The organism is Paenibacillus azoreducens, assembly GCF_021654775.1.
Classification (GTDB): Bacteria; Bacillota; Bacilli; order Paenibacillales; family Paenibacillaceae; genus Paenibacillus_AQ; species Paenibacillus_AQ azoreducens.
The window spans coordinates 2,530,387-2,553,552 of the sequence record NZ_AP025343.1 but is presented as its reverse complement, the minus strand read 5'-3'; the positions used below and the strand labels follow the sequence as shown (position 1 = coordinate 2,553,552).

Annotated in this window: 21 protein-coding genes and 1 pseudogene; 5 read left to right on the top strand and 17 right to left on the bottom strand. The window is 49.2% G+C overall.

All coding sequences use genetic code 11. The features are described from left to right. Window positions 1–172: 172 nt before the first annotated feature. On the top strand, window positions 173–991 hold the full coding sequence (locus tag L6442_RS10905; RefSeq protein ID WP_194230320.1) for an AraC family transcriptional regulator: 819 nt from the start codon (window positions 173–175) through the stop codon (window positions 989–991). Between the two features lie 1,103 nt (window positions 992–2,094). Here the strand turns inward: L6442_RS10905 and L6442_RS10900 are convergent. The 3 genes and pseudogenes from L6442_RS10900 to L6442_RS10890 all read right to left on the bottom strand — a co-directional run bounded on the left by L6442_RS10900 (window position 2,095) and on the right by L6442_RS10890 (window position 3,449). Continuing rightward, window positions 2,095–2,406 (bottom strand): hypothetical protein, encoded by a 312-nt coding sequence (locus L6442_RS10900; RefSeq protein WP_212978582.1) that lies wholly within the window; start codon window positions 2,404–2,406, stop codon window positions 2,095–2,097. A 54-nt stretch (window positions 2,407–2,460) separates the two neighbouring features. Further along, window positions 2,461–2,580 (bottom strand): annotated as a pseudogene (locus L6442_RS10895) (Gfo/Idh/MocA family protein); the annotation flags it as partial. A gap of 176 nt (window positions 2,581–2,756) precedes the next feature. Then, entirely contained in the window at window positions 2,757–3,449 is a 693-nt protein-coding gene (locus L6442_RS10890) for a TerC family protein (RefSeq protein ID WP_212978531.1), read from the bottom strand. 451 nt (window positions 3,450–3,900) lie between these two features. On the opposite strand from L6442_RS10890, the gene L6442_RS10885 reads away from it, so the two are divergent. Both L6442_RS10885 and msrB read left to right on the top strand, forming a co-directional pair. Beyond that, on the top strand, window positions 3,901–4,509 hold the full coding sequence (locus tag L6442_RS10885) for a TVP38/TMEM64 family protein (protein ID WP_212978532.1): 609 nt from the start codon (window positions 3,901–3,903) through the stop codon (window positions 4,507–4,509). A 240-nt stretch (window positions 4,510–4,749) separates the two neighbouring features. Then, window positions 4,750–5,718: a peptide-methionine (R)-S-oxide reductase MsrB gene (gene msrB / locus L6442_RS10880; protein ID WP_212978533.1), complete on the top strand. Its 969-nt coding sequence runs from the start codon at window positions 4,750–4,752 to the stop codon at window positions 5,716–5,718. Between the two features lie 633 nt (window positions 5,719–6,351). On the opposite strand, the gene L6442_RS10875 is transcribed toward msrB, so the two are convergent. Both L6442_RS10875 and L6442_RS10870 read right to left on the bottom strand, forming a co-directional pair. Next, complete coding sequence (locus tag L6442_RS10875) at window positions 6,352–7,140, bottom strand: lipid II flippase Amj family protein (protein WP_212978534.1); 789 nt, start codon at window positions 7,138–7,140, stop codon at window positions 6,352–6,354. Between the two features lie 791 nt (window positions 7,141–7,931). Next, the gene (locus tag L6442_RS10870) at window positions 7,932–8,630 is read right to left on the bottom strand and encodes a YitT family protein (RefSeq protein ID WP_194229917.1); all 699 of its coding nucleotides are present in this window, start codon (window positions 8,628–8,630) and stop codon (window positions 7,932–7,934) included. Window positions 8,631–9,131: 501 nt separating this feature from the next. Between L6442_RS10870 and hmpA the strand changes: the two genes are divergently transcribed. Further along, window positions 9,132–10,331, top strand: coding sequence for an NO-inducible flavohemoprotein (gene hmpA, locus L6442_RS10865; RefSeq protein WP_212978535.1), 1,200 nt, complete (start codon window positions 9,132–9,134; stop codon window positions 10,329–10,331). A 17-nt stretch (window positions 10,332–10,348) separates the two neighbouring features. Here the strand turns inward: hmpA and L6442_RS10860 are convergent, their stop codons facing one another. From L6442_RS10860 to L6442_RS10835, 6 genes are all read right to left on the bottom strand, one after another. Further along, window positions 10,349–10,747, bottom strand: coding sequence for a YuzC family spore coat inner layer protein (locus tag L6442_RS10860; protein ID WP_212978536.1), 399 nt, complete (start codon window positions 10,745–10,747; stop codon window positions 10,349–10,351). A 298-nt stretch (window positions 10,748–11,045) separates the two neighbouring features. Continuing rightward, window positions 11,046–11,423, bottom strand: a complete 378-nt coding sequence (locus L6442_RS10855; RefSeq protein ID WP_212978537.1) for a winged helix-turn-helix transcriptional regulator — start codon at window positions 11,421–11,423, stop codon at window positions 11,046–11,048. A 108-nt stretch (window positions 11,424–11,531) separates the two neighbouring features. Next, window positions 11,532–12,089, bottom strand: a complete 558-nt coding sequence (gene hxlB / locus L6442_RS10850; RefSeq protein ID WP_212978538.1) for a 6-phospho-3-hexuloisomerase — start codon at window positions 12,087–12,089, stop codon at window positions 11,532–11,534. 6 nt (window positions 12,090–12,095) lie between these two features. Next, a complete protein-coding gene (hxlA, locus tag L6442_RS10845) occupies window positions 12,096–12,728 on the bottom strand; it encodes a 3-hexulose-6-phosphate synthase (RefSeq protein ID WP_212978539.1) in 633 nt (210 codons plus the stop codon). Between the two features lie 429 nt (window positions 12,729–13,157). Further along, entirely contained in the window at window positions 13,158–13,544 is a 387-nt protein-coding gene (locus L6442_RS10840) for a VOC family protein (RefSeq protein ID WP_194229923.1), read from the bottom strand. 1 nt (window position 13,545) lies between these two features. Further along, window positions 13,546–14,043: a Crp/Fnr family transcriptional regulator gene (locus L6442_RS10835; RefSeq protein ID WP_212978540.1), complete on the bottom strand. Its 498-nt coding sequence runs from the start codon at window positions 14,041–14,043 to the stop codon at window positions 13,546–13,548. 182 nt (window positions 14,044–14,225) lie between these two features. Here L6442_RS10835 and L6442_RS10830 point away from each other — a divergent pair, with 182 nt between their 5' ends. Beyond that, the gene (locus tag L6442_RS10830) at window positions 14,226–14,615 is read left to right on the top strand and encodes a YhjD family protein (RefSeq protein WP_212978541.1); all 390 of its coding nucleotides are present in this window, start codon (window positions 14,226–14,228) and stop codon (window positions 14,613–14,615) included. Between the two features lie 92 nt (window positions 14,616–14,707). Here the strand turns inward: L6442_RS10830 and L6442_RS10825 are convergent, their stop codons facing one another. The 6 genes from L6442_RS10825 to L6442_RS10800 all read right to left on the bottom strand — a co-directional run bounded on the left by L6442_RS10825 (window position 14,708) and on the right by L6442_RS10800 (window position 22,887). Further along, the gene (locus L6442_RS10825; protein WP_212978542.1) at window positions 14,708–15,607 is read right to left on the bottom strand and encodes a hypothetical protein; all 900 of its coding nucleotides are present in this window, start codon (window positions 15,605–15,607) and stop codon (window positions 14,708–14,710) included. Window positions 15,608–15,628: 21 nt separating this feature from the next. Continuing rightward, the gene (locus tag L6442_RS10820) at window positions 15,629–16,990 is read right to left on the bottom strand and encodes a nucleotide sugar dehydrogenase (protein WP_212978543.1); all 1,362 of its coding nucleotides are present in this window, start codon (window positions 16,988–16,990) and stop codon (window positions 15,629–15,631) included. 53 nt (window positions 16,991–17,043) lie between these two features. Then, window positions 17,044–17,856 carry a response regulator gene (locus L6442_RS10815; RefSeq protein ID WP_212978544.1) on the bottom strand — a complete coding sequence of 271 codons (813 nt, stop codon included), beginning with the start codon at window positions 17,854–17,856 and terminating at the stop codon, window positions 17,044–17,046. A 76-nt stretch (window positions 17,857–17,932) separates the two neighbouring features. After that, window positions 17,933–19,321 (bottom strand): glycosyltransferase family 2 protein, encoded by a 1,389-nt coding sequence (locus tag L6442_RS10810; RefSeq protein WP_237100282.1) that lies wholly within the window; start codon window positions 19,319–19,321, stop codon window positions 17,933–17,935. Between the two features lie 22 nt (window positions 19,322–19,343). Beyond that, a complete protein-coding gene (locus tag L6442_RS10805) occupies window positions 19,344–20,540 on the bottom strand; it encodes a HEAT repeat domain-containing protein (protein ID WP_212978545.1) in 1,197 nt (398 codons plus the stop codon). 133 nt (window positions 20,541–20,673) lie between these two features. After that, window positions 20,674–22,887 (bottom strand): hypothetical protein, encoded by a 2,214-nt coding sequence (locus L6442_RS10800; RefSeq protein WP_212978546.1) that lies wholly within the window; start codon window positions 22,885–22,887, stop codon window positions 20,674–20,676. Between the last annotated feature and the right edge of the window lie 279 nt (window positions 22,888–23,166).

Sequence of the window (23,166 nt, the reverse complement as noted above, 5' to 3'; positions counted from 1 at the left end):
GCACCACCCTCGCAAAGCATCGGGCTTGAATCAACAATCTAGTACCCATGGTATTCCGAATTCATTTATATTAAAATGAATAATATGATTAAAACATGAACAATCTGGTCATTATTTTTTAAAAGCATTGGATTTCCCATGAAATTCGCTAATCATCAAAAGGAGTTATCGTATGACCGCGCTAGACACAGTACATGTATATACAGCAGGTTTCTCATTTCACCGCAAACCTTTTTTTATGACCGAAATGTACGGGGTCAAAAATTATTTGATGCGGCTGCAAACCGACGGAAAATGCCGCGCTCGCGTCAATGGCGAGCTGGTGCAGATCGAAGCCGGAGACTTGCTTATTTTTTCGCCGGATGAACCCTATGAGCTGAAAATCGACGAGGAGCTGAACGCTCAAAACGAGCTTGCGGTCGAAAGCGGGGATTATCATATCTTTTTTGGCGGAAGCTGGGCTGACGAGTGGTGGTCCAGGCAAAAACGCCCGACAAAGATCAAGGTGCCATTAAATGAGACGATTCTCGGTCTTTTCCGGCAAATCGTCTTGGAGCAGCGCAAAATCGCCAATCCATTTCCCGAAATATCAGAATATTACATGCGCATATTATGCCTGGAAACGGACCGCCTGCTGCGCGAGCATCCTTCGACGACGCCGAAAACCTATCTGGCCTACCGCATCAAGCATTATATCGAGGAGAACGCCTCCTTTTCTTTTAAACTGGAAGATGTGGCCGCCCATGTCGGAATCAGCGTTTCCCGCGCGGTACATCTGTTCAAGGAAGCCTTCGGCACAAGCATCATGCAATATACGCTGGATGTCCGCCTCGATATGGCGCGGGAGCGAATCATATTCAGCCCGATGTCCCTTGAAACGATCGCCGAAACCTCCGGGTTTGCCAACTATACGTATTTTCACCGCGTCTTTCGTTCCCGGTTCGGCAAATCCCCCAAGGAGTTCCGGATCGCGAATCGAGAGCAGATATAAGCAGTTCGGTAAAGAGATCAAATTCATGTGCTTGTGAAGGTTGCAAATATGCAGTTTTCATGGTGAAAGAGCCTGTTTAAGAAAAAGCCTGCAAATTTGCAGGCTTTTCATCCATAACAAACTTAAGTGCCGAAAATAGATGTATTTTCGCAACAATTTCCAAAGCGAGCCACCAATCGTTTATATTCGAGATTTTGCAAAAATCCAATAAGCGACTTTCAAGAATCAATTTCATCATGTCACTGATCAAATACCCTAATTTATTTATTATGAAAGGTTTATTCAAGCAATATGTAGAACACGACTGCAAAACTCTAACGGACACCGCGGCCGCTATTGAGAGCAATTTCGACCATTTTGATTTCTAACGGACACAGATGCTGCTATTTGGTGAAAATTTCTCTTTTGGCGGTGTTTTGAGGCAATTAAGCGCTGTGGTGTCCGTTAGGATTTAAAAACGGCTGTTTTTAGCCACTTAGCGGCCGTGGTGTCCGTTAGCCGCCGTGGTGTCCGTTAGCGGCCGTGGTGTCCGTTAGGGCTATTTTCGTGTTAGTTCGTCTATGTATTCTTCCCGGGAGCGTCTGGAATCGAATTTTGCAAAATCTGATTCAAAAACAAATATGTCCCTTCAACGGTATTCCATTAAAGCTTAAGATGCGCATAGCTGCATCTGCCAGGCCGTGGGAAAGTCCGGAAGACTTTTGGAAACTTCCATTTTTATGTGGTGGCTTTTAAAACAAAAATCGATTTAAACGATTCTTATGACCCCATTGTTGAGGCAATGTAGGCAAATCTTAACCCCCTGCAAAAAACAGGGGGTTTTTCAGCAGCCTGAAATAATTTGCAGGCTTTTGGCTTGCTACACCTAAACAGGAAGTAAATCATGAAAATAGTTGCATTTTCGCAAGAATTGATTGCCAAAGTTGAAACGAAGTGAAAAAAATGCAGAAATGCACGTTTCCGCATGATCAGCACGCGCAACTCCTGGCGCGTAATAAGTTTTGTATAAAGTCGGTCCACAATTATAAAACGCATATTGAGGCGTAGTGGGCGGGCACGGAGACTACCGTCCAGCTCATCGGTGCATTATCATGGCCCGTCCGTTATTTTTTTGGAGCTCTGTTTGAAATAGCCTCCGACACGACAAAAGCCAGGTCTTCATTGCCGAACAAGGACAATACGCCAAGCACCGTATCATCCGGTATAGGCCCCGCTTCTTCTTTAGGCACCGTCAGCTCCAGCACCCGCTGCAGCCTTTCGTTGCTCTGCTGCTGCGGATAAGCTTGTTGGTACAGCTCTTCCGGGTCCAGTCCCTCATTGACGCACCATTGGGCAAATACGAGAATCATCATATCCTCGTCCTGGCGGTAGCTTTCGATGATGTTTTCTTCGATTGTTTTGCGGTGTTCTTCCATATCACATTTCCCTTTCATTATTGTCCGCGATTCTTGCTGCCAGTTCATGGCTGCCTATAATCCCAGATCGGCGCGGATAGAGGAGCGCTCAGGATGGGAGATACACTCCGAAAAATGATTCACCGCTCCGGCAAACCCCCGACGTTCCGGAATCGTATCCCAGCTGCCAAACGTCCCGCCCCATCCTGTGCCAGCTGCCCCTGCTGTGAACAAAAACCGCTTCCGTCTCCCAGGACAACAGTTGATTCAAATCCGTTGTTTATTTCCGCCATAGGATCGATACACATTATACCTTCTTTGCTAAGGAAACAAAATAAGAGTATATCTTTCTTTCGCTTCCCGGGTACTCGTTAGTTCGTCCCTACCACCCGGCTTTTGGCCGCCTGCTCTTTTTTCTTTTTGGAACGCAGACCAAACACGACTACCAGCGCGATCACAACAAGCTCAAAACCATATTTGATGACCGGATTTGCAAAAAGCCCATGAATCATCGGTTCTCCTACCAGCATTTTCGAAGCGGTCCAAGCCAAAATCGCCGACCCAAAGGTAATGATGACAGGGAAGCGTTCCGTCAGCTTCATGAAAATCGTGCTTCCCCAAACCATGATCGGTATCGATATCGCCAGGCCGACGACAACGAGAAGAAAATCTCCATGAGCCGCGCCAGCTACGGCCAGCACGTTGTCGAGCCCCATCATGGCGTCCGCAATAATGATGGTGCGGATGGCCGCCCACATTTGATTTCCAGCTGAAATATCATGTTTTTTCTCATCAATCAGCAGTTTGTAGGCAATCCAAATCAACACAAGCCCGCCGACAAGACGAAGTCCCGGAATCAGCAGCAGCTTTACGACAAGCAAGGTTGCAATCACCCGGATGATTACCGCACCGATTGTCCCCCATAAAATGACCTTCTTCTGATCCTCTTTTCTGACGTTGCGCGCGGCAAGACCGATGACGATGGCATTGTCTCCGGCCAATACCAGATCAATGATGACAATCGACATCAGGGCTGTCCAAAATTGCATGGTTAACAATTCCATTTTCCTTCCACCTCTCCTAGTTCTTGGGAAATGTTCTCCCGGATTGAAATGATTGCTATGATTAGTCCGCCGCTTGAAATATCCCCACAAAGCGGAGCCTATGCTCCGATGATTATTCCAAATACTTTGCGGGGAACCCAAAAAACTTAAAAGCGCCCTTACCTTCATCAGGCAATGGCGCTTTTTATCCATCAAAAAAGACCTTTACCTAATGAAAATCAGGCAAAGGTCTCGCAAAACAACGTAATGTTGCCAATAAAGCCGGGGATTCTATCCCGTAATGACGACTTTATTGCATGAGCTACTCCCCTTTGGGAACTATTCACTTATTGGCATCATTATAGCAGACCGTCTCGCATAATTCCATCATTTTATTTTTCCCTCCTTCATTTGGTATGATTCTGGTATGATGAATCCATTCCTACAGATTATCCGCAAGCGAGGGAACCGCATGAAAAAATGGCTTCTTGCCGCCTTATATTCAGCAGTGCTTATTACCGTTTTTATATACCGGGATCCGATCATGGACTACCTGCATCAGCATGGCTCCTTCCCTATTCTTGTCGTCCTCGCAACCTTGATCGCCATGTTTCCGATCATCCCTTACAAGCTGGTGATTGCCGCGCTCGGCTTCTCCTTCGGTACTTTTTGGGCCGCAGCCGTCAGTTGGCTCGGTACCATGATCGCAGCGACAATCATCTATGCTCTGGCCAAGACGGTTCTCAGAGAACACGGGCGCAAATATCTGGGCCGGTTTAAAACCTTGGAGTCCTTTACGGCATGGACCGAAACCCACCCTTTTGTCAGCGTGGCGGCCGGCCGTTTGATCCCCGTGATTCCGCAGATGGCGGTCAACGTATTTGCGGGTGTCGCTTCGATTCCATTCTGGCTCTATACGGCCGCTTCCGGCATCGGCAAACTTCCCGGCATCTTTCTGTATGCTTTTCTGGGCGGTGAAGGCATGAAGCATCCGTTTGCGGCCATTGCCGTTATCGCCGGTTACGTGCTGCTGCTCGGAACGATGTTTTTCCTTTACAAACGGAAAAAGTTGTCTGTTTAAACTGCATTTTCTTGGTTCTGCCCTGCGTATCGATTATAATAAGAAAAACGTCTATCGACGTACTTTCTAAGAGGACAGACCGCATTTAGCGGTAGTTTTTCTTGCGATGAAAGAATTGTTCAGCGTAGCAAGAAAACTTATAAATTCTATCATCTTAAGAAAAACGTCTATCGACGTACTTTCTAAGAAGACAGACCGCATTTAGCGGTAGTTTTTCAATAACGGAAACGGAGTGATATCATGAGCGATTTACAAGCGGTTCATCAGGAAAAAGCGACCTTTGCAGGCGGATGCTTTTGGTGCATGGTAGCCCCGTTTGAAGATTTGCCAGGCATCATCAAGGTCGAGTCAGGTTACACGGGCGGCCACACCGAAAACCCTACTTATGAGGAAGTTTGCTCGGACACGACAGGCCATGTCGAGGCCGTACAAATTACGTACAATCCCGAGATTTTCCCGTACGATAAATTGCTGGAGCTGTACTGGCAGCAGATCGACCCTACAGATGAGGGCGGGCAGTTTCATGACCGCGGGCATTCGTACAAAACAGCCATTTTTTATCATACGGAAGAACAGCGCCTTCTAGCCGAAGCCTCCAAAACCGAGCTTGCGCAAAGCGGCCGTTTCGAGAAACCGATCGTTACGCCGATTTTGCCTGCCAAGCCGTTTTATCCGGCCGAGGAATATCATCAAAATTATCATAAGAAGAATCCCGGACATTACAAACGATACCGCAAAGGATCGGGCCGGGAAGATTTTTTGGAGCAAGCCTGGGCTCCGGAAAAAGAAAAAGCCGAGCTTAAACGGCGTTTGACTCCGATTCAATACGAGGTTACGCAAAACAATGCCACCGAACCTCCATTCCAGAATGAATTCTGGGATCATCACGGGGAAGGCATATATGTGGATATCGTTTCCGGCGAACCTCTATTCAGCTCCCGCGACAAATACGACTCCGGCTGCGGTTGGCCAAGCTTCACGCGTCCGATCCGAGATTACAACATCAAGGAAAAGCTGGACCTGAGCCATATGATGGTCCGCACCGAAGTCCGCAGCAAAAGCTCCGACTCGCATCTGGGCCATGTGTTTGACGACGGGCCGGGACCAAACGGCCTCCGTTACTGCATCAATTCTGCCGCGCTGCGGTTTATTTCGAAAGAGGATCTCGACAAGGAAGGTTACGGCGAATATAAAGTTTTGTTCGATTAAAGGAGACCGGATGCGCTTTGGCTATTGCATATGCGTCCGTTTAAACTGGGCGGCTGCGGAAAGCAGCCGTTTTTTTTGATTGAGGAATTTATAAGCGGAGCTTAAACTCTATAATTGCAAGTTATTGCAAGTTAATGCGAGTTATTGCAAGCTATGCAATCCATTGCAAATTAATGCGAGTTATCGCGAGTTAATGCGAGTTATTTCAAATTACAGGAATTTATTTCAAGTTATCGGCAAGTTGTTATCGCAAATTATTGCAAGTTATCGCAAGAAAAATTCCGCTATCGCGCCCCTCGCTTCTTAGAAAGCACGCCGATTGACGTTTTCCCTTTGGCCGTCAGCGCTAACGAAACTGAGCATCGTTATTAACCGCAAATACGCGGCTTTTTGAATCTAACGAAACCCCATATCGTTATTTGAGCAAAAAACCGCCCTATCACCAGCTTTTTTGCCGAATAGCGATACCCAGTTTCGTTGGAAAATTTCGGGGACCCGTTTTGCCAAAATAACGGTCCCCAGTTTCGTTAGAATCCCTGCATGGCCTGGTGGCATCGCCTCAATGGAGGAAAACCCCGGCCGCTGTTTCCCAATCTCCTAACGATATCAAAAAATCAACCTCATTCTGCGGTATCATCCAATAATCCAACCGATCCAATACGCGCAGGGAACAAGCAGCAGTTGGGCCAGCATTGTCCCCAGCATGCGCGATACCATCATCAGCCCGAAAACACGATTCATGCTTCCAAGCCCTGTCTCGCCCCGCAATGTTTTGTCGGACAGCAAAGCAATCCGCGGATCGATCAGCAGCGTCAATAAGATGGTCGCTGCCCCGTTGATCAATCCCGATGAGGTCGAAGCCGTCAGCCGGAAGGCAGGCCACAGGTAAGCGGCATACAATGAAGACAGCACGCCGACGGTGTAAATCGCCGTTACAACCATATTCAGCAGCAGCAATCTTTTAGGCAGCGGACCGTGCAGCAAAGAGCGCAGCATCCCGAAGGTCGGACGTTTAAAATAAGTGAGTCCATTGCGCCATTTGGCGAGAGAGAGCAGGTTTCTGGCCATTTTCGGAATGGATCCGGCCGCTTCCAAATGGACGACCATGCGGGAGCATAATCTAACGGCGCTCGGAAACAGCAGCATAGCCAGCAGCGTTCCGCCCGTAGCCGCCGCAATGATGCCGTGAAGCCTTGGCTCGAGAACAAAATCCGGGAATCTCAGCGCTTGATCCACCATATTCCCAACCATCGGTCCCTGGGCGAGATTCGAGGTGCGCGACACTAGCACAAGCAGACCAGAAAGCGATAAAGCAAGCGTAATCCGCCTGCTCCGCAGCCCGCCCAAACGCAAAGCGTATGAAAGGCTGTCCACCGTATGAATGACTACCGTAAACATCAATATGGCAATGAGTTGAACCATGCCGTAAATCTCCTTTTTAGAGGTTGTTCAAAAAGTCCGCTTTTGATAAGAAAAACGTCTATTGACGTACCTTCACAGCAGACAGACCACCTTTAGCTGTAGTTTTTCTTGCGATATCAGGATGCGGATTCCTTTGAAGTGTACTTTCTGATATCTTAAGAAAAACGTCTAGTGACGTACCTTCACAGCAGACAGACCACCTTTAGCTGTAGTTTTTCTTGCGATATCAGGATGCGGATTCCTTTGAAGTGTACTTTCTGATATCTTAAGAAAAACGTCTAGTGACGTACCTTCACAGCAGACAGACCACCTTTAGCGGTAGTTTTTCTTGCGATATCAGGATGCAGATTCCTTTGAAGTGTACTTTCTGATATCTTAAGAAAAACGTCTAGTGACGTACCTTCGCAGCAGACAGACCACCTTTAGCGGTAGTTTTTCTTGCGATATCAGGATGCGGATTCCTTTGAAGTGTACTTTCTGATATCTTAAGAAAAACGTCTATTGACGTACCTTCACAGCAGACAGACCACCTTTAGCGGTAGTTTTTCTTGCGATATCAGGATGCAGATTCCTTTGAAGTGTACTTTCTGATATCTTAAGAAAACCAACCAATCGAAGGTCAATTCAAGAATGAGCGACGCGATTCAATGGTGGGTTTTTGAACACGTACTTTTATGGGTATTTACCCATTATAAACCAATCGATGTAAATATCTACCCATTTGATTCATCCTGGCCCCGCCTCGCCTCACAAAAAAACCTCCCGATTCCAGAGAATCAGGAGGTTATCTGTTAGTGAGCGCTCCGCATCGCATGCACGGGTTTGGAGGCCACTGTTTGGGATGAAGCCGATTCGGGTACTGCGGTGACGTTCGCTTTTCCCTTACGGAATGTGAATGTGAGTGTGAATGTTATGGTCCGCCCGGCAATGCCAACCGCCAAAATCGTAAACAGCGTTTCCTTCAGCGGCAGATAAAACAAGGACAGCAGCAGCACGAAGGCATCCATCAAAATAAATACGGTGCCTACCTTCAGTCCGCTCCAGCGGCTAATGAGCAGGGTTAAAATATCATCTCCGCCGGTAGCTCCCCCAAATCGGAGAACCAGTCCCGTAGCGAACCCAGTGACCAAACCGGACAACACTGCCGCAAAAAGCAGATTGTTATGCAGGTCGATCACCAGCGTCGAATAGCGTTCAAGCAATTCGTAAAAGATTGAAAACGAAAATGTCGCAATCAGCGTATTCATCACAAATTTACGGCCTTTCAACAGCATGGCGACAAGAATGACCGGAATGTCAAGCAACAGCATGCTCAGCGCCGGATTGATGCCAAGCACATATTTGCCAAGCAGAGACAAGCCAACAAAACCGCCTTCTGATAAATGATTCTGAAAATTGATGTGATAATACGCAAATGCCAGCAAAAAAGTTCCAAACAACATCATAAAAATAGGTTCGAGCTTAGAAATAAAATGGTCTTTCTTCCTCATACAGGTTCCCTCTAATCGTAGTAGGTTGGTCAGGGATGTGACAAACCACTGCAATAAGGCAGAAACCTGCAGGACTTGGTCCTTCGCATCTTGAGCTTCCTTCTTTCGCAGAGTTTGTACGTCCTTTTAAGCGTCAGGTGACTGTACTCTACGAAAGGGAGCTAAGTGTAAGAGAGATCATAACGTTTCCAAATCGTCCTTTGGGGATTGTTCCTTCGGGGACACATGGTATCCTGATCCTTTCTTTTTTTGTTTTGTTTCTTTTCTTATTATATTATAGCACAACTCCGGGCATTCGCTAAACCGTTTGCTTTGAAAAACGAATATTTTTCCTCAAATTGGCATATTTCCATCCACTTGTTGTGAAACTCGTCATTGCCAAGCTTTGTTTGTTCACATTTTGTCAATTTTTACAGTGACGGCAATCACAATTCCCCCATAACCCCTTTTCTATACTTAAAAGCGGAAGCACGAACAAAGCAAGGGAAAGGGGAATTTATTATGCTGACGCAAGAAACCATTGACCTTATCAAATCTACCGTTCCTGTCCTGGAAGTACACGGAAAAGAAATTACAACCACCTTTTATCAAATGATGTTCGACAACCATCCCGAACTGCTGAACATATTCAACCACGCGAATCAGCGGGAAGGCAAACAGCCTACAGCCTTGGCGAATGCCGTATACGCGGCGGCCGCGCACATTGATCACCTTGAGGACATTTTGCCTGTCGTCAAGCAAATCGGCCACAAGCATCGCGCCCTCAATATTCTGCCGGAGCATTATCCGATCGTCGGCGAAAATCTGCTTGCCGCCATCCAAAAAGTGCTTGGCGATGCGGCCACGCCTGCAATTCTGGATGCCTGGGCACAAGCTTACAGCGTAATCGCCGATGCCTTTATCGGCGTCGAAGCCGAAATGTACCGGGAAGCCGAAGCGGCTCCGGGCGGCTGGCGCGGATTCCGTTCGTTTGTAGTCGACCGCAAAATCAAGGAAAGCGCCGTTATTACTTCCTTCTATTTGAAACCGCAGGATGGCGGCGCAATTTCGGAGTACTTGCCTGGGCAATACATCACCGTGCGGGTTAAACCGGATGATCAAAACTATACACATATCCGCCATTACAGCTTGTCTGCCGCTCCGGGCGGGGACTGCTACCGCATTTCCGTTAAACGGGAAGGATCTGTGGAAGGGAAATCTGAAGGCGTAGTATCAACTTATTTACATGATCGCATCAATGAAGGGGATATTTTGGAAATCAGCGCGCCGGCCGGTTCCTTTACCCTGGATATGGAAAAGACTATGCCGCTTGTGCTGATCAGTGGCGGCGTCGGCCTGACCCCGATGGTCAGCATGCTGGAAACCGTGCTGAAGGAGCAGCCTGAACGGAAGGTTACCTTTATCCATGCGGCGGTGAACGGGGAAGTTCATGCGATGAAAGAGCATATCAAACAGTTGGACGCATCGCACCCGCAGTTGAAATCATATGTCTGTTACGAAAAACCTGCAGCGGGTGACGTCTGCGATAAAACCGGGTTTATCGATTTGTCTTGGCTTCGGGAAACTGCTTCTCTGGAATCCGACTTCTATTTCTGCGGTCCGCTTCCTTTCATGCGCGCCGTCCATCAGGCTTTGAATGATTGGGGCGTGCCGGCTGAGCGGATCCACTATGAATTTTTTGGTCCTGCAGACACTCTGTAAGACGGGGGTCTCGCGAGCTAACTCCCCCATCTCAGAAACATGACCAGTTTGCAGCAAGAGTGATTGTGCGAAATCGGATCAACCGTTATGCCGATGCCGCTTGGCGAAAATTCGGATTGGATCGAAGCGGTGGTGCTGATCGTTTTCATCAGCCGGTCGACTTCCTGTTTGTTGCCCGCCTGGGCGGCAGCCATGATGCGATATGCAAAAGACTGCTCGGACAGCTTATTTAAAATCTGATACCCTTCTTCCATAAGTTTGTAATAATCCTGTATCGATTGCCTCAGCGTGCCGGTTTCTACCGGCGGATATTCACGGATTGCGGAATGGAGGCAGGGGTACGGGTAGAAGAAATACGGATGGGATTGCAAATAAGGATAGGAGGCGGCATACGCCCAATACGGGGGGTAACTCATCAGAGTTATCTCCTTTCTTTTCATACAGATAACCCATTATATGTGCCCAGCCGGCCTTTGGTGAGATGCCCGGCAGAACCAGGCGAAAACATAAAATAACCCCACAAAGTGGAGCCTATGCTTCGATGCTTATTCCAAATACTTTGCGGGGACCCCCAAAAAAACTTATAAATTCTATACTGCTAAAAAATACCGGACCTGTGGCAACCACAAATATAGGTCCGGCATTCTTTTTTATTCTGTTTTTATGTTCGGAAGAATCCTTGCATCGGGTTGGGCTTATTTGGGTCCTGTTTGTTCATATCAACGATGGGCGACCGGCATCCTTCCATATCACCTTCTCACCGTAGTTTTTGCCCCAATCATACATCATCCGGAGCACCGGCATCAGGGACTGACCGTATTCTGTCAACGTATATTCGACTCTAGGCGGAACTTCCGGGTATACTTTTCTCGAGATCAGTTGATCATCTTCCAGTTCGCGGAGCTGGTTGGTAAGCATTTTTTGCGTAATATGCGGGATCAATTTTTTGAGTTCACCAAACCGTTTCGTTCCGTCCATGCCCAAATGCCACAATATAATCAACTTCCACTTACCGCCGATGACGGCAAGCGTCAGTTCTTTTTCACAATTAATTTCCTTAAGATTGATCCGGTCTTTAATTTCCGTTGCCATTATGCCACCTCCCTTTTTAGAATACTACATTTGCGGCAGCCAAATCTAATGTAATAACCCCCACTGCAAGCAGTAGGGGTATCCAGTCTGTCTTTTAAAATTTGTAGTCTACTCCAGGTTGGCATGTCTGCCGAACATTTGTCTTGAGCTCTGATCCTTCTGATCCATTAATCCAAGGATAACGGCATCATATAATACGATGAGCGTCTGTTCGAACAGCGATGCCATCGGCTGAATGGTTACGCCGTCCGCATTCTTCTGTTCCTTCGGCGTTCCGGGGAGTTTCACCGAAAAATCAGACAGGCTGCCAAGCGTGGAATCAGGATGAATCGTTACCGTGACAACCGACGCGCCGAGCTGTTTTGCTTTCCGGGCCATGGTGGCCAGGCTTTGAGTTTCCCCCGAGCCGGAACCTATAATAAGCAGATCATCCGGGCCGATACCCGGCGTCACCGTTTCACCAACGACATAAGCGTTGAACCCCATGTGCATAAGACGCATGGCGAACGCCCGTCCCATGAAACCCGATCTTCCGGCGCCAGCGAGAAATATTTTCCCCGCCGTCTGAATCCGATCAGCCAATTTCTCAGTTTCTTCTTCCGAAATGAGTGTGACGGAGCGCTGCAGTTCCTTCACGATTTCGGCAGCATATTTGACCGTCTTCATCGCTTTTTACGCCTTGCTGACCAATTGCTTCATTTCAGACGCCGCGGCACGCTTGTCCGCTTGGCTTGTGATTCCGCCGCCAACAATAACGAGATCGGGACCTGCAGCGATAACCTGAGGCAGCGTATTCAGCTTAATGCCCCCGGCAATAGCAGTTTTAGCCTGTTTAACCACACGTTTGATGGTAAGCAGGTCGTCAAAAGAACTGATGCCTGCCGCTTGATGATCATACCCTGAATGCACACAGATATAATCCACGCCCATTTGGTCGATTTCACGGGCTCTTTCCTCGATGTTTTTGACGTTGATCATGTCTACCATGACTTTGGTATTTTGTTTCTTGGCTTCTTCTACCGCGCCCCGAATCGTTGAATCGTCCGATACGCCCAAAACGGTAATGATGCTTGCTCCTGCCTCGGAAGCCTTCATTACCTCATATCCTCCCGCATCCATAATTTTCAGATCGGCCAGCACACGCAGGGAAGGGAAAGCTTCTTTCAGTTCTTTGACCGCTCTCAGTCCTTCGTTAATGACAACCGGCGTTCCGATTTCAACGATATCTATATATTCCGCAACCTCGTTTACGATTTCTTTTGCCTCCGGGATATCCACAAGATCAAGTGCCAATTGAAGTTCCATATGATGATCTCTCCTGTCTATTCATTTGATCGTTAACTACAGCCCTATTTTATATACTCATTAGTTTTTTCGTAAGTAGGCACTATTTCGTAAGAAAGTTACTTGGACGATACTAATGGACAACCGCCGAAATAAAATAACCCCACAAAGAGTATCGGAAAGAATTCCGACGACTCTCAAAGAGGGGCGCTTTTGCGGAGCAAAAGTACGGAGTGACGTGTAGCCTTTGAAGCTTATTCCGATTACTTTGCGGGGACCCCGATATGTTAAAATAACCCCACAAAGTGGAGCCTATGCTTCGATGCTTATTCCAAATACTTTGCGGGGACCCCCAAAAAAACTTATAAATTCTATACTGTTAAAAAAGGCCCCTTTCAGGAGCCCGCCACCGTTAATCAGCTATTCAGATTTAATGTCTTATTGGGGACATTAGCCTTCACAGGCCAGTTCCACCTTGATCCGGTCCGGATCTTCAAAAAAGACCGCATAATGCCCCGGTCCACCCGCATAGGGGTACTTGTCCTCATACAGGACAGGAATCCCTTTTTGCTTCAGCATCCGAAGCATTTCATCAACTTGATCCCGCGACGCTGCGTGAAAAGCCAAATGGTTAAGGCCGGTAGCCTTCCGGTGATATGTACTGTCCATAAATCGCGCTTCCGTTTGCACGAATACGAGATAAGTTTTCTTCTGCTTGAAGCTGATGCCATGCTCCCATTCCTGAAACAGTTCGTAGCCGAGTCCGGTCAGGAACCATTCCCAAAACTCCCGGCTCCGCTTGATATCCGATACATTTATCTCTACATGATGCAGCATGTTACCGCCCCCTTAACAGCCGGTTGATCGTTTCCCGCCGGACTCCGATCAATTGACCGATTTCCTCTTGCGTCAAGAGATCGGTAAAATGCACGCCATGGGAATAATCCCCCAGCCACTCCGACAGCAGTTCCAGCCGTTCCGCGGGCGTTCCCACCGTCAGATGGTCCAGCCTTTTTTGCATGAAACGGACTTTTTCCTGCAGCAGCAGCGCGATCTCCAGCGCTTTTTCCGGGTTCTCCCGCACCTCGCGGTACCATTCCTCCGCCGGAATCCGTTCCACTTCGCTTCGCATCAGCGCAATCGCCGTGCCATGCGTTTCTTTGGGAGTGATCAGCGAATGATGCGGCACCGTTTCCCCGGGATACAGAATATTGAAAAGCACAATATTGCCGTTTTCATGGAGACGCGTCACTTTAAAAAGCCCGCTTTTGATATGGTATAAATATTCCCCGCTATCCCCCTGGTGAAATAATATTTCTCCCTTGTGCAAGATCATATGGTAATCCTCCCCAAATCTTATGGTTTGCTTTTGGCTCGGATGGCCAACGTGTATTATTATACCAGAAAAAACAAGGATTCATTTCAAAGATTTGGTCCTTGCCGGAATGTATACTTTGCAAGTAATATGAATATAAATAGAACATAAGTTCCTATATTTGATTCAAGGAAGTGCTTCTCATGAACGCATCCTCCCTCCCCCCTGCTCCGGCCGAGGAAGACGCCCTGCTTGTCAAAAGCTATATCCTCCATGTCATTCTGCTTGATGTGCTGGAACGGGACATCCGCACGCTGAATACGCTTGCCCTCAAGCTGCCTAATGTGTATATCCGCGGTTTGTCCGGAGTGCAGGGCAAGGTCATGCGCCGTCTGGCGGATCTCCGCAAAGCCATGCGCACCCGCGGCATCCGGGTCTATGAGGAAAATCGCGGTCCCCGAGGATTCGAGGCCCTTTACTTATGCCGGGGATACCAGCGGCGGTTTTTTATGTTGTGGTCTTACGTAAAGGCGGAGACGGCTTCGGAGCTGTCGGCTTACCTCGGAATCCGTCTGAATGCGGATGACAGCTGATCATGCGAAAAGGCGCATCCTATGCTAGTTCATAGAATACGCCTTTTTGGTCCTGATTGTCCTGATGTCGATTGCCTACGCTGCTTCTTTGTTTATCCCTTCGGCTGTGCCGCGGCGATTTTTTTATTCCATACTTCGTAATGATGGATGGCCAGTCCCGCGAAGGAAGAATAGGACTCGCTGAGCCGGAACACATTCCTCATTTCTGCCTCCATAACCGGCAGCGGTTTACCGTGAAAACTCACATGCGCTCCTTCTTCCGTATATCCCAACTCCATGCCGATCCAAACCGATTTTCCAAGCTGATCAGCCATACTGAGCATTCCGCGGGACAGATCTACCATTTGCTGCCCGTTGTCGCGGTAGGACATGACCGCCAGGGCATCGAATCGATCCAGCATCCATCGGCTCAAATCGCCGTTTCCGTCTGCCGCTTCAATTTTGCCCAACCAGAAAGGCACGGCTGCGCTCATATATAGCCCGCCGGCACGTCCTTTGTCCGCCCATGCTTCCATATTCCGGCTCCATTCGCTCACGACTCCGGCCTGATCGCGTTCCCACCGTTTCAAACGATACGGCTCCACGTCGAGCTGAATTCCGGCGAAACGCGCTTCCGCAGGGGCTTTGCTGTTATAATCGAGAACCCAATCGATAAATTGATCCGCTTCCCCATGCTGCTTCCGGTATGCCCATTCCGGTCTGCCGTCCAGCGCATGCACGACGATATTATCGTCATGGGCCGCAGAAATAAAATGCCTGTACTGCTCCGCTCCCACGCTTTTTTGAACCTGCAGAAAAATGACGCTGACGCCCTGTTCCTTGCAGAAATCCAAAATTTCTTCCGGTTTTTCAATCAGGGAAGCATCCCATAGCCAGGTTGCTTTTTGTTCTTCCATGGACGATGATTTGAACAGGAAAGGCAGGAGCATCAGGCAACAGACAAGCAGGACCCAGTGTGGCTTCACCTTTGCCTTGGCCAATAGCTCTCCCATCCTTCCCTCTTCTATTTGCTTTTAACCGATCAAAGCCATGTTCAGCTCTTCGAGATGCTGCACGGAATGGCCGATTTTGTAAATATGCGGCTCGTTGAAGCTGCTGAATGCATTTCGCGTATCGAGAATCGGTACGCCCATGGACGCGATTTTGCCGTAATCCAGGCTGCTGTGGTTCGTGATCAGCACCATGCAGTCATAGTTTTGGAATTTTGCCTGATCATAAGCCACGCTGCTTACGATCTCTCCATGTTTGTCACGGAAGCTTTCGGCATACGGATCATAATAATCCACATTCGCTCCGCTTTCCTTGAACAGCTCGTACACCTCAAGCCCCGGAGACTCGCGCAAATCGCTGATGTCCGGCTTATAGGCCATACCCAGTATCAGGATGGACGATTTTTTGATCGATTTGGCGTATTCGTTCAAAATCGTCGATGTTTTGCTGATCACGTAATATGGCATATTGTCATTCGTGGATTGCGCCAGCTCAATAAACTTGCTGTAGAAGCGGAAGCCTTTGGCCTTCCAGGACAGGTACATCGGATCGAGCGGGATGCAGTGTCCGCCGATGCCCGGTCCCGGGTAAAACGGCATGAAGCCAAACGGTTTGGTTGCGGCGGCGTCGATTACTTCCCAAATGTCGATGCCCATGCGGTCGCACATCATCGCCATTTCGTTAATGAACGCAATGTTGACGCTGCGGAACGTATTTTCGAGCAGCTTGGACATTTCCGCAACCTTTGGCGTGGACACAGGCACAACCCGTTCCACATATTTCGAATAGAGGGCGGTGCCGAGCTCCAGGCAGGCAGCTGTTGTTCCACCGATCACTTTCGGCGTGTTGAATGTGTTAAAGCGGGCATTGGACGGATCGACGCGTTCCGGCGAGAAGCATAGGAAGAAGTTCTCGCCCGCGCGGTAACCAAGCGCTTCAATCGGGGCCTGAATCAGCTCTTCCGTCGTACCCGGATACGTTGTGCTTTCCAGTGTAATGAGCAATCCCGGTTTCATATACAGCTTGATTTGATCGACCACGCTTGTAATGTAGGACGTATCCGGATCCTGATTTTCGCTAAGGGGAGTCGGCACGCAGATGCTGAGCGCATCGATCACCGTGATCATGCTGTAATCGGTTGTCGGTTTGAAGCGGCCGCTTGCGACGCAGGCCTTCAGTTCCTCCGAAGAGATGTCGGTAATATAGGATTCCCCATGGTAAATCTGATCGATTTTGGATTGATCGACATCAATACCGATGACCGTGAACCCTTTTTTGACCATTTCAACGGCAAGCGGCAGCCCGACATAACCCAGTCCTACAACACCAAGCACAGCCTTTTTGTTCTCAATTGCGTTCAACAGTTGCTCATAATCCTGATTCACAAGCATTCAACCTCCGTAGATGTAGTTTTTGTTTGCGTTTTTTAGCGGATGATTCAGTGAAAACACCGGTGTATACGGGCATCCAGCTCGACCGGAGAAAACGGCTTGGTTACGTAGTCGTCCACCCCGTATTGAAAACATTGACTGATCGTCTTCTCCACCCGCCGCTCGGTCAGCACAACAATTTTCGGCGTGCTCTCGATAGGCAGCTGTCGGATCTGATGAATGAAAGGCAAACCGTCGATGCCGTACAGATTAAGCTCCGTCAGCACGAGATCCGGCTCCCATTTTTCAATCAGCTCCAGAGCCGATGTACCGTCCATGGCCTCCAAGGTTTCAAAACCTTGCATTTGAAGGCGGATATTGAGAAACTCGCGGACCGTATCATCATGATCGACGATCAGAATGCGTCCCGGAGTCTGGATGGATTCCCCCCTGGTGAAAATATGAATGTCCGACGATATATCAAGCCGGGTGGATTCGGCCATCTGCCTCAGTACCCCCGGTGTCGGTTCAACCTGTCCCGGAAAAACAGTCAGTGTGATCCGCGGCTCCACATTCTCCATCGTGTCCTGCAAATGCTGCTTCAGCAGCAGCGCCTGGTAGTGAGTCGCGTCAAGCGTGAGCCCCGGCAGCAGGACGGCTATCGCCTGTGTGGAGCTGTCTTGCTGCACCTCCGGTTTCAGTCCCGGTTCATGCTGCAGAAAATCGCGTATCCGATCCTTCAGCTGCGAAGGGCTCCCGCAATCCCCGCAATGCAGGAACAGGACTCCGCAAAGCTCACGGGATTTTTCCTTGAGATGCTCTCCGAGGCTGTAATAGATATCAGTTCCCTTTTCACGCTGCAATGTTGCAGACTCTGGCATGATCAATTCCCACCTTTCCAAGAAGTTGCGATGCTATAAATTAAACATTTGTACCCGGTAGTGCCGAATCACGCGGTTAGGCCGCTTTGCTTTCTTCCTTCCAGCTTTGCCTTGTCATCGTTCCCCAGGAATTGTTTTTCCGAAGGTACTGAATATGGCCCTGAACCCGCCATAATACGCCAAGCTGATGGTAGCCGACAAATTTCAGCGCCGAGAAAAGAAGCATTTTCCACAGATCCGAAAGTTTCTTATATCTGCGAAACGCAATCTCTTCCAGAACAATGGCGCCCACGCTCAGCAAATAGCCGCTCAGGAAATTAAGAAGAAAGAAAGTCAGCAATATGCGCCAATGCGTCATATCCAAAAGCGTATATCCTATCAGAGCCAACAGGCCCGTGATTCTGAAATAAGGATTCAAGGTTTCGAACAAAACATTGTACGGCATCGTAATCATGCCCATGACCTTGTATTTCGGATTAAACAACATGCCGCGGTTTTCAATCATGTTTTTCAGGTTCCCGCGCCCCCAGCGCTTCCGCTGGTTCGAAATGATCTTGTACGAATCCGGGGCCTGCGTCCAGCAAACCGCCTCGGGACAAAAAGCCACTTTATAAGGCAGCTTATGGCTGAGCATGTATCGGTGAAGCTTGATGATAATGTTCATGTCCTCTCCCGGATAACCTCCGCGGTAGCCGCCTACGGCAATCACATAGTCCTTGCGGAACAGCCCGAAAGCTCCGGAGACGATGATCAGGCCGTTCATGCGGCTCCAGCCGATCCGCCCGCCGAGAAAAGCTTTCAGATATTCGATGGATTGAAACATCGGCCATATTTTCCGCGGCAGCGATACCTTTTGGACGGCCCCGTTTTCGATCAGACAACCGTTCGCGATGCGGACATCGCCGCCGATGGCCACCGTTTCCTCCGGATTCTCCATATACATGCGGGCCATACGGATCAGGGCGTCCTTCTCCAACAGCGAATCCGCATCGATCGAAGAAATAAGCGGATAATGCGATAAATTGATGCCGGCATTCAGCGAATCCGCCTTACCCCCGTTTTCCTTATCTATAATAAATAGATGCGGATAATCGGAATTGTGGTAAATGCCTCTTACGTTTTGCGTCTCAATGGTCCCCCGGATATCCGGATTCGCCATCTTTTCAAGCTTGAATTCCGAGATGAGGACGGAAAGCGTCTGATCGCTGGATCCGTCGTTGATGACGATCACCTCATAGGTCGGGTAATTCAGCGTCATGAGACAATATACATTTTCGATGATCGTCAGCTCTTCGTTATAGGCCGGCACCAGCAATGATACCGGCGGCACCAGCTCGGAGCCGGAAAGCGTATTGTAGCTGGAATACTTGGTTCTGCGGGCTATCGTTGATATGCTTCGGTAAGAAAGCCCCATAATCGTAAAATATAAAACATTGACGATCATGACGTAATAGATCGCTACCATCCCGTAATACAGCAGTATCTCTCTAAGCAGAGTAATCTCCTCCCACCGCGGCTACGCCCGTCATCCGTTTAACCGGCTGCTTCACCCCGAAATAACGGTTGTGAATGAGCCGCTTCTTGTTGTAGGCCACCATTTGCTCGATTGCGCTGTGCTTCTGCTCCATCTCCATGACCTGCTCGATGCGCTGAATCGCAGCCTCGCGCTGTATGCCGGTTCCGCTAACCGCAGCCTGGCACAGTGCTTCAAACCCGGCTTCGCCAAGAGCCGCCAAGCTTCCGGCACTGTTATGCCGCACCTTCCAACTGGGGTCCTGCAGCGCCTTGACGAGCAGCGGGATACTTCCGGCAGCATGCAGCGGACCCAAAGCCTTGGCTGCCTCCGCACGGACTTCCCAATCATGGTCATTCATCAGTTTAACGATGGTTTCATCCTTAAGCGCAGGATTGGAGCTGAGATACAGCTTGACCGCTTCGGCGCGGACATCCTTTTCCTCGGAGCCGACCAGCCGCCCGAGCACCGGCATAACTTCGGGTACGGCTTGTCCCCACATGGCCACAAGTCCGACCTTGACCAGCGCCGGATCCGGATCATCAAGCAGCTCCGTCAGGATACTGCCGGCATCCAGTCCCGTTTCCAGCATAATATCCGCGGCCAGATGATGGATCGGTTTGCCATGCGCAAGCAAGCAGCGCAGCATTTCGTGCACATCTCCGGATGTTTGCGCGCTTTTGGCGATGGAACGCGCCACCACGATGGAAAGCGAGCTGTATTTGCCTTTCCGCAGCATTTGCAGAAGAGCCGGCACCGCTTCCCCGGCACGCATGCCTCCCAGCCGGTACGCAGCCCTAAGCCTGCGTCCGTACACAAGGCTGTTTAAAGCCTTCAGATCCTCTTCCACAAATCCCGCATCCCTGCAAAGCTGAATCAACCGGTTGCGGTACTCCCCTCTGAACAGTTCGATCCACTCCATGAATTTGTCCTGAATCACCCTCCGCTCCAGCGGCTTAAGCTTGCCCGGAGGAAGCTGAAGCCGCCCTTCTTCTCCGAGATGGGCCTGAAGGTACTTAAAATAATCTTGATGTTTGAGCTCATAAAATTCCCTGCGCCGCAGTTCTTTGTTATGCGAGATTTTCATCAGAAAGAGAAGAATAATGCCCAAGCTGATGAGCGCAAGACAAACATAAATAAATACATATGCGGCGTATAAATGCGAGAACATGTTTGCTGTCTCCTCCTTTCAGGATTTGCAAGATCCGTTGCAATTCGGCTATTGGATTCGGCTTTTTGATTTTGCCGCCATCACTACATCCCTACATGTTAAAATTTCCACCGGATGAAGTTTCCTTTTTTGCTCATTTCAGCTCACTGTACACTTTTTGCATTGCATAATAACTTTGCTTCAGCTGTTCGCTGTAATGGACCGTATCCCACGGTTTCCACGTGTACGGCTTAATATTCCGGATATCCAGCGTATCCGATGCTTGGCCCGGCCAGCTTGCCTTGGTTTCGCCCTTCTGCACCAGCCATGGAATCAGCCGGATTCCGTCAGTCGTAACGGTGCTGAAAGCCTTCCCTTGCTTAAGCGGACTATAATCAATGACTTGCAGCGAGCTTGGATCAGAAAAGCCAAGGAGCATCCAAGGAATTCGCATCTCTATTATATTACCGCTGTACTGCCAAGAAGTTAGAGAATCAAACTGGGCCTTGCTGCGGTCCGTTGTCCCCCTTTTCAGCATTCCGATCGTCTTGTCGATGAACGGATGGGCAAAACGCGTATCCGGCGGGCTCATCTGCAGACTGATGGCAAGCTTCCACGGATGAAACGGCGGATCTTGTTCCGGCTTTGTCTCCGGCAGCATCCAGTAGCCTTCCTTGCCATACAATCTGGCATGAAAATCATAGTCGGACGCAATTTTTACCTGTGACTCTTCGTCTTTACCGATTTCAATCAGCGCTTCAAGCGCCCCGCCTTCAAGTTTCCTGCCCGGAAGCTGATTCTTGGAAGGCTGGTTACCGCCTGGAATGGTATCGGCACCGATATAAAGCTTGGTAGTCTTGGGATCGAAGTCCTTCTCCAGTTCGATGCCAAGGTACAGATACCCTTCATCATGGGTGATTCTCATATCCCGTATGCCCGGGACCTGCCCCTGCCAATGCTGCACCTCATCCTGCGGCAGCCCGTCCCATTCGCTAAGCTTGCCGTCGATGATAACCTGATTCTCTTTGCCCGGAAGCATGCCGAGAACGCCAAACATCTTTTCGTTCGTCAGCACATTAATCCAGTAAGCGCGGCGATCTGCCGGTATTTCAAAAGGCATGGTGTTCCAGGTCTTTTTAAACCATTCATCCTGCCACATAAACAAAATCGCTCCGGCATAACCTTCGTCATAAATATCCCGGGTCAGCGAAGCATCAATTTCTCCCTGCTCCTGCTCGTTATGCCCGCCTTGATCCCTGCCGCCAGCGCCAAAATGGGAAACCCCGACAGAAGACGGCACCCCATATTCGGTAACCATAATCGGCATGTCTTTGAATTTAGCCTTCAACTGGCGCAGATAAGCTTTGTAAGTGTTGAAGTTCCCCTGCTTGTCCTTGATCGTCTGCAGCGAACCATCCGTCCGGAAGAAATCCGGATAATACGGATACACATGGTATGCGGCGAAATAACCGCCTTTCCAACCGGTTGGCCGGACATGTCTGGCATCCACGCTTACCATATCCTCTTCAAACAGCGGTTCCCCGGGATGGCTGAGCACATCGGTCGTAACCCAGTTGGTGAAAGTTACCGGATGTTCCCATCCATACTGCTTCTCCTGACCTGCGGCATAGTCAAGCAGTTCCGCGAGCCAGTTTTCAAAAGGAGAAGCATCCTGCGTGCCGGAGAAATACTCGCCTTTGTACGCAGGTACATCACTATGCGTCTTGTTCGTGTTTTTGACCATTCCCGGGTCCCATTCGGTCCCGATATGCCAGGCCATCAAATATTGGCCCGCATTCGTCTTGTATTCCCCGCTGGAGGCTCCCTGCTTTTCCGGAACGGAAATATCGCCATACACAGCGGCTACCGCTTTCCGGATTTCTGCCTTGAACTGTTCCTCGATCTGGCCCGAATAAGCGTCCTGACTTGCGATCAGCTCTTCCTCCGGTGACCAGATGCCCTGCATGAAATAGAGGGGATCATGGCCTTTATCCTGGTTGTATTTTGCGAGCGCCGAATAAAACACAGGCTGATGCACCGTATACACCCGGATGACGTTTGCTCCCATCTCGTTGATTTCTTTAAACCAACGCAGGTAATCCTCCTCGGTAGCCGGGAGTTCGCCCGGAAAATGTCCCGGTACCGTAGCCCCTAAATTGACGCCCTTCACAAACATTTCCTTCCAGTTTCCATCTCTGTCATATCGCATAAAATGGTCGCCTTCGGTCTTAAATGTGAACTTGGTTCCATCTTCATCCTTAAACACCGCCCTCGGCGGAGCGCTTGCCATAAACCCGGCAACAATCCCTCCGGCAATGAGAACGACGGCTGCGGATATCCAGAGGAATAATGTTCTGCGTTTAATCATCGCCTGAAAATGCTCACCTCAATTTTGACGCGGCCCTCTCTTTAGCCCGGCCCTCAAGTTTTGTTCATAAATCAATTCTCAACTAAGTTTATCCATCTGTAAACTAGGCTACTGGAAGGAATTTTCAGAATCTGGCGACCTACCTCTTGGCCCCGGCTGTACATCAAACGGGCATCATCTATGGTTCGTGTATGGACATGCACAGACAAAAGGAGGCAGCTCTGGTTTTCCCTTGACTGACGCGGCAATTGGTTATGTATACGTCGAAAAATTGCTAAA

What these genes read in the sequence shown, in the direction of transcription:
- hxlB (WP_212978538.1), bottom strand. Translation starts at nt 12,089, where the DNA reads ATGAAGACGGTCAAATATGCTGCCGAAATCGTGAAGGAACTGCAGCGC.
- L6442_RS10810 (WP_237100282.1), bottom strand. Translation starts at nt 19,321, where the DNA reads ATGGTAGCGATCTATTACGTCATGATCGTCAATGTTTTATATTTTACG.
- L6442_RS10900 (WP_212978582.1), bottom strand. Translation starts at nt 2,406, where the DNA reads ATGGAAGAACACCGCAAAACAATCGAAGAAAACATCATCGAAAGCTAC.
- L6442_RS10875 (WP_212978534.1), bottom strand. Translation starts at nt 7,140, where the DNA reads ATGGTTCAACTCATTGCCATATTGATGTTTACGGTAGTCATTCATACG.
- L6442_RS10830 (WP_212978541.1), top strand. Translation starts at nt 14,226, where the DNA reads ATGAACGCATCCTCCCTCCCCCCTGCTCCGGCCGAGGAAGACGCCCTG.
- hxlA (WP_212978539.1), bottom strand. Translation starts at nt 12,728, where the DNA reads ATGGAACTTCAATTGGCACTTGATCTTGTGGATATCCCGGAGGCAAAA.
- L6442_RS10885 (WP_212978532.1), top strand. Translation starts at nt 3,901, where the DNA reads ATGAAAAAATGGCTTCTTGCCGCCTTATATTCAGCAGTGCTTATTACC.
- L6442_RS10835 (WP_212978540.1), bottom strand. Translation starts at nt 14,043, where the DNA reads ATGATCTTGCACAAGGGAGAAATATTATTTCACCAGGGGGATAGCGGG.
- L6442_RS10905 (WP_194230320.1), top strand. Translation starts at nt 173, where the DNA reads ATGACCGCGCTAGACACAGTACATGTATATACAGCAGGTTTCTCATTT.
- L6442_RS10890 (WP_212978531.1), bottom strand. Translation starts at nt 3,449, where the DNA reads ATGGAATTGTTAACCATGCAATTTTGGACAGCCCTGATGTCGATTGTC.
- L6442_RS10840 (WP_194229923.1), bottom strand. Translation starts at nt 13,544, where the DNA reads ATGCTGCATCATGTAGAGATAAATGTATCGGATATCAAGCGGAGCCGG.
- L6442_RS10860 (WP_212978536.1), bottom strand. Translation starts at nt 10,747, where the DNA reads ATGAGTTACCCCCCGTATTGGGCGTATGCCGCCTCCTATCCTTATTTG.
- msrB (WP_212978533.1), top strand. Translation starts at nt 4,750, where the DNA reads ATGAGCGATTTACAAGCGGTTCATCAGGAAAAAGCGACCTTTGCAGGC.
- L6442_RS10855 (WP_212978537.1), bottom strand. Translation starts at nt 11,423, where the DNA reads ATGGCAACGGAAATTAAAGACCGGATCAATCTTAAGGAAATTAATTGT.
- L6442_RS10805 (WP_212978545.1), bottom strand. Translation starts at nt 20,540, where the DNA reads ATGTTCTCGCATTTATACGCCGCATATGTATTTATTTATGTTTGTCTT.
- L6442_RS10800 (WP_212978546.1), bottom strand. Translation starts at nt 22,887, where the DNA reads ATGATTAAACGCAGAACATTATTCCTCTGGATATCCGCAGCCGTCGTT.
- L6442_RS10815 (WP_212978544.1), bottom strand. Translation starts at nt 17,856, where the DNA reads ATGCCAGAGTCTGCAACATTGCAGCGTGAAAAGGGAACTGATATCTAT.
- hmpA (WP_212978535.1), top strand. Translation starts at nt 9,132, where the DNA reads ATGCTGACGCAAGAAACCATTGACCTTATCAAATCTACCGTTCCTGTC.
- L6442_RS10825 (WP_212978542.1), bottom strand. Translation starts at nt 15,607, where the DNA reads ATGGGAGAGCTATTGGCCAAGGCAAAGGTGAAGCCACACTGGGTCCTG.
- L6442_RS10870 (WP_194229917.1), bottom strand. Translation starts at nt 8,630, where the DNA reads ATGAGGAAGAAAGACCATTTTATTTCTAAGCTCGAACCTATTTTTATG.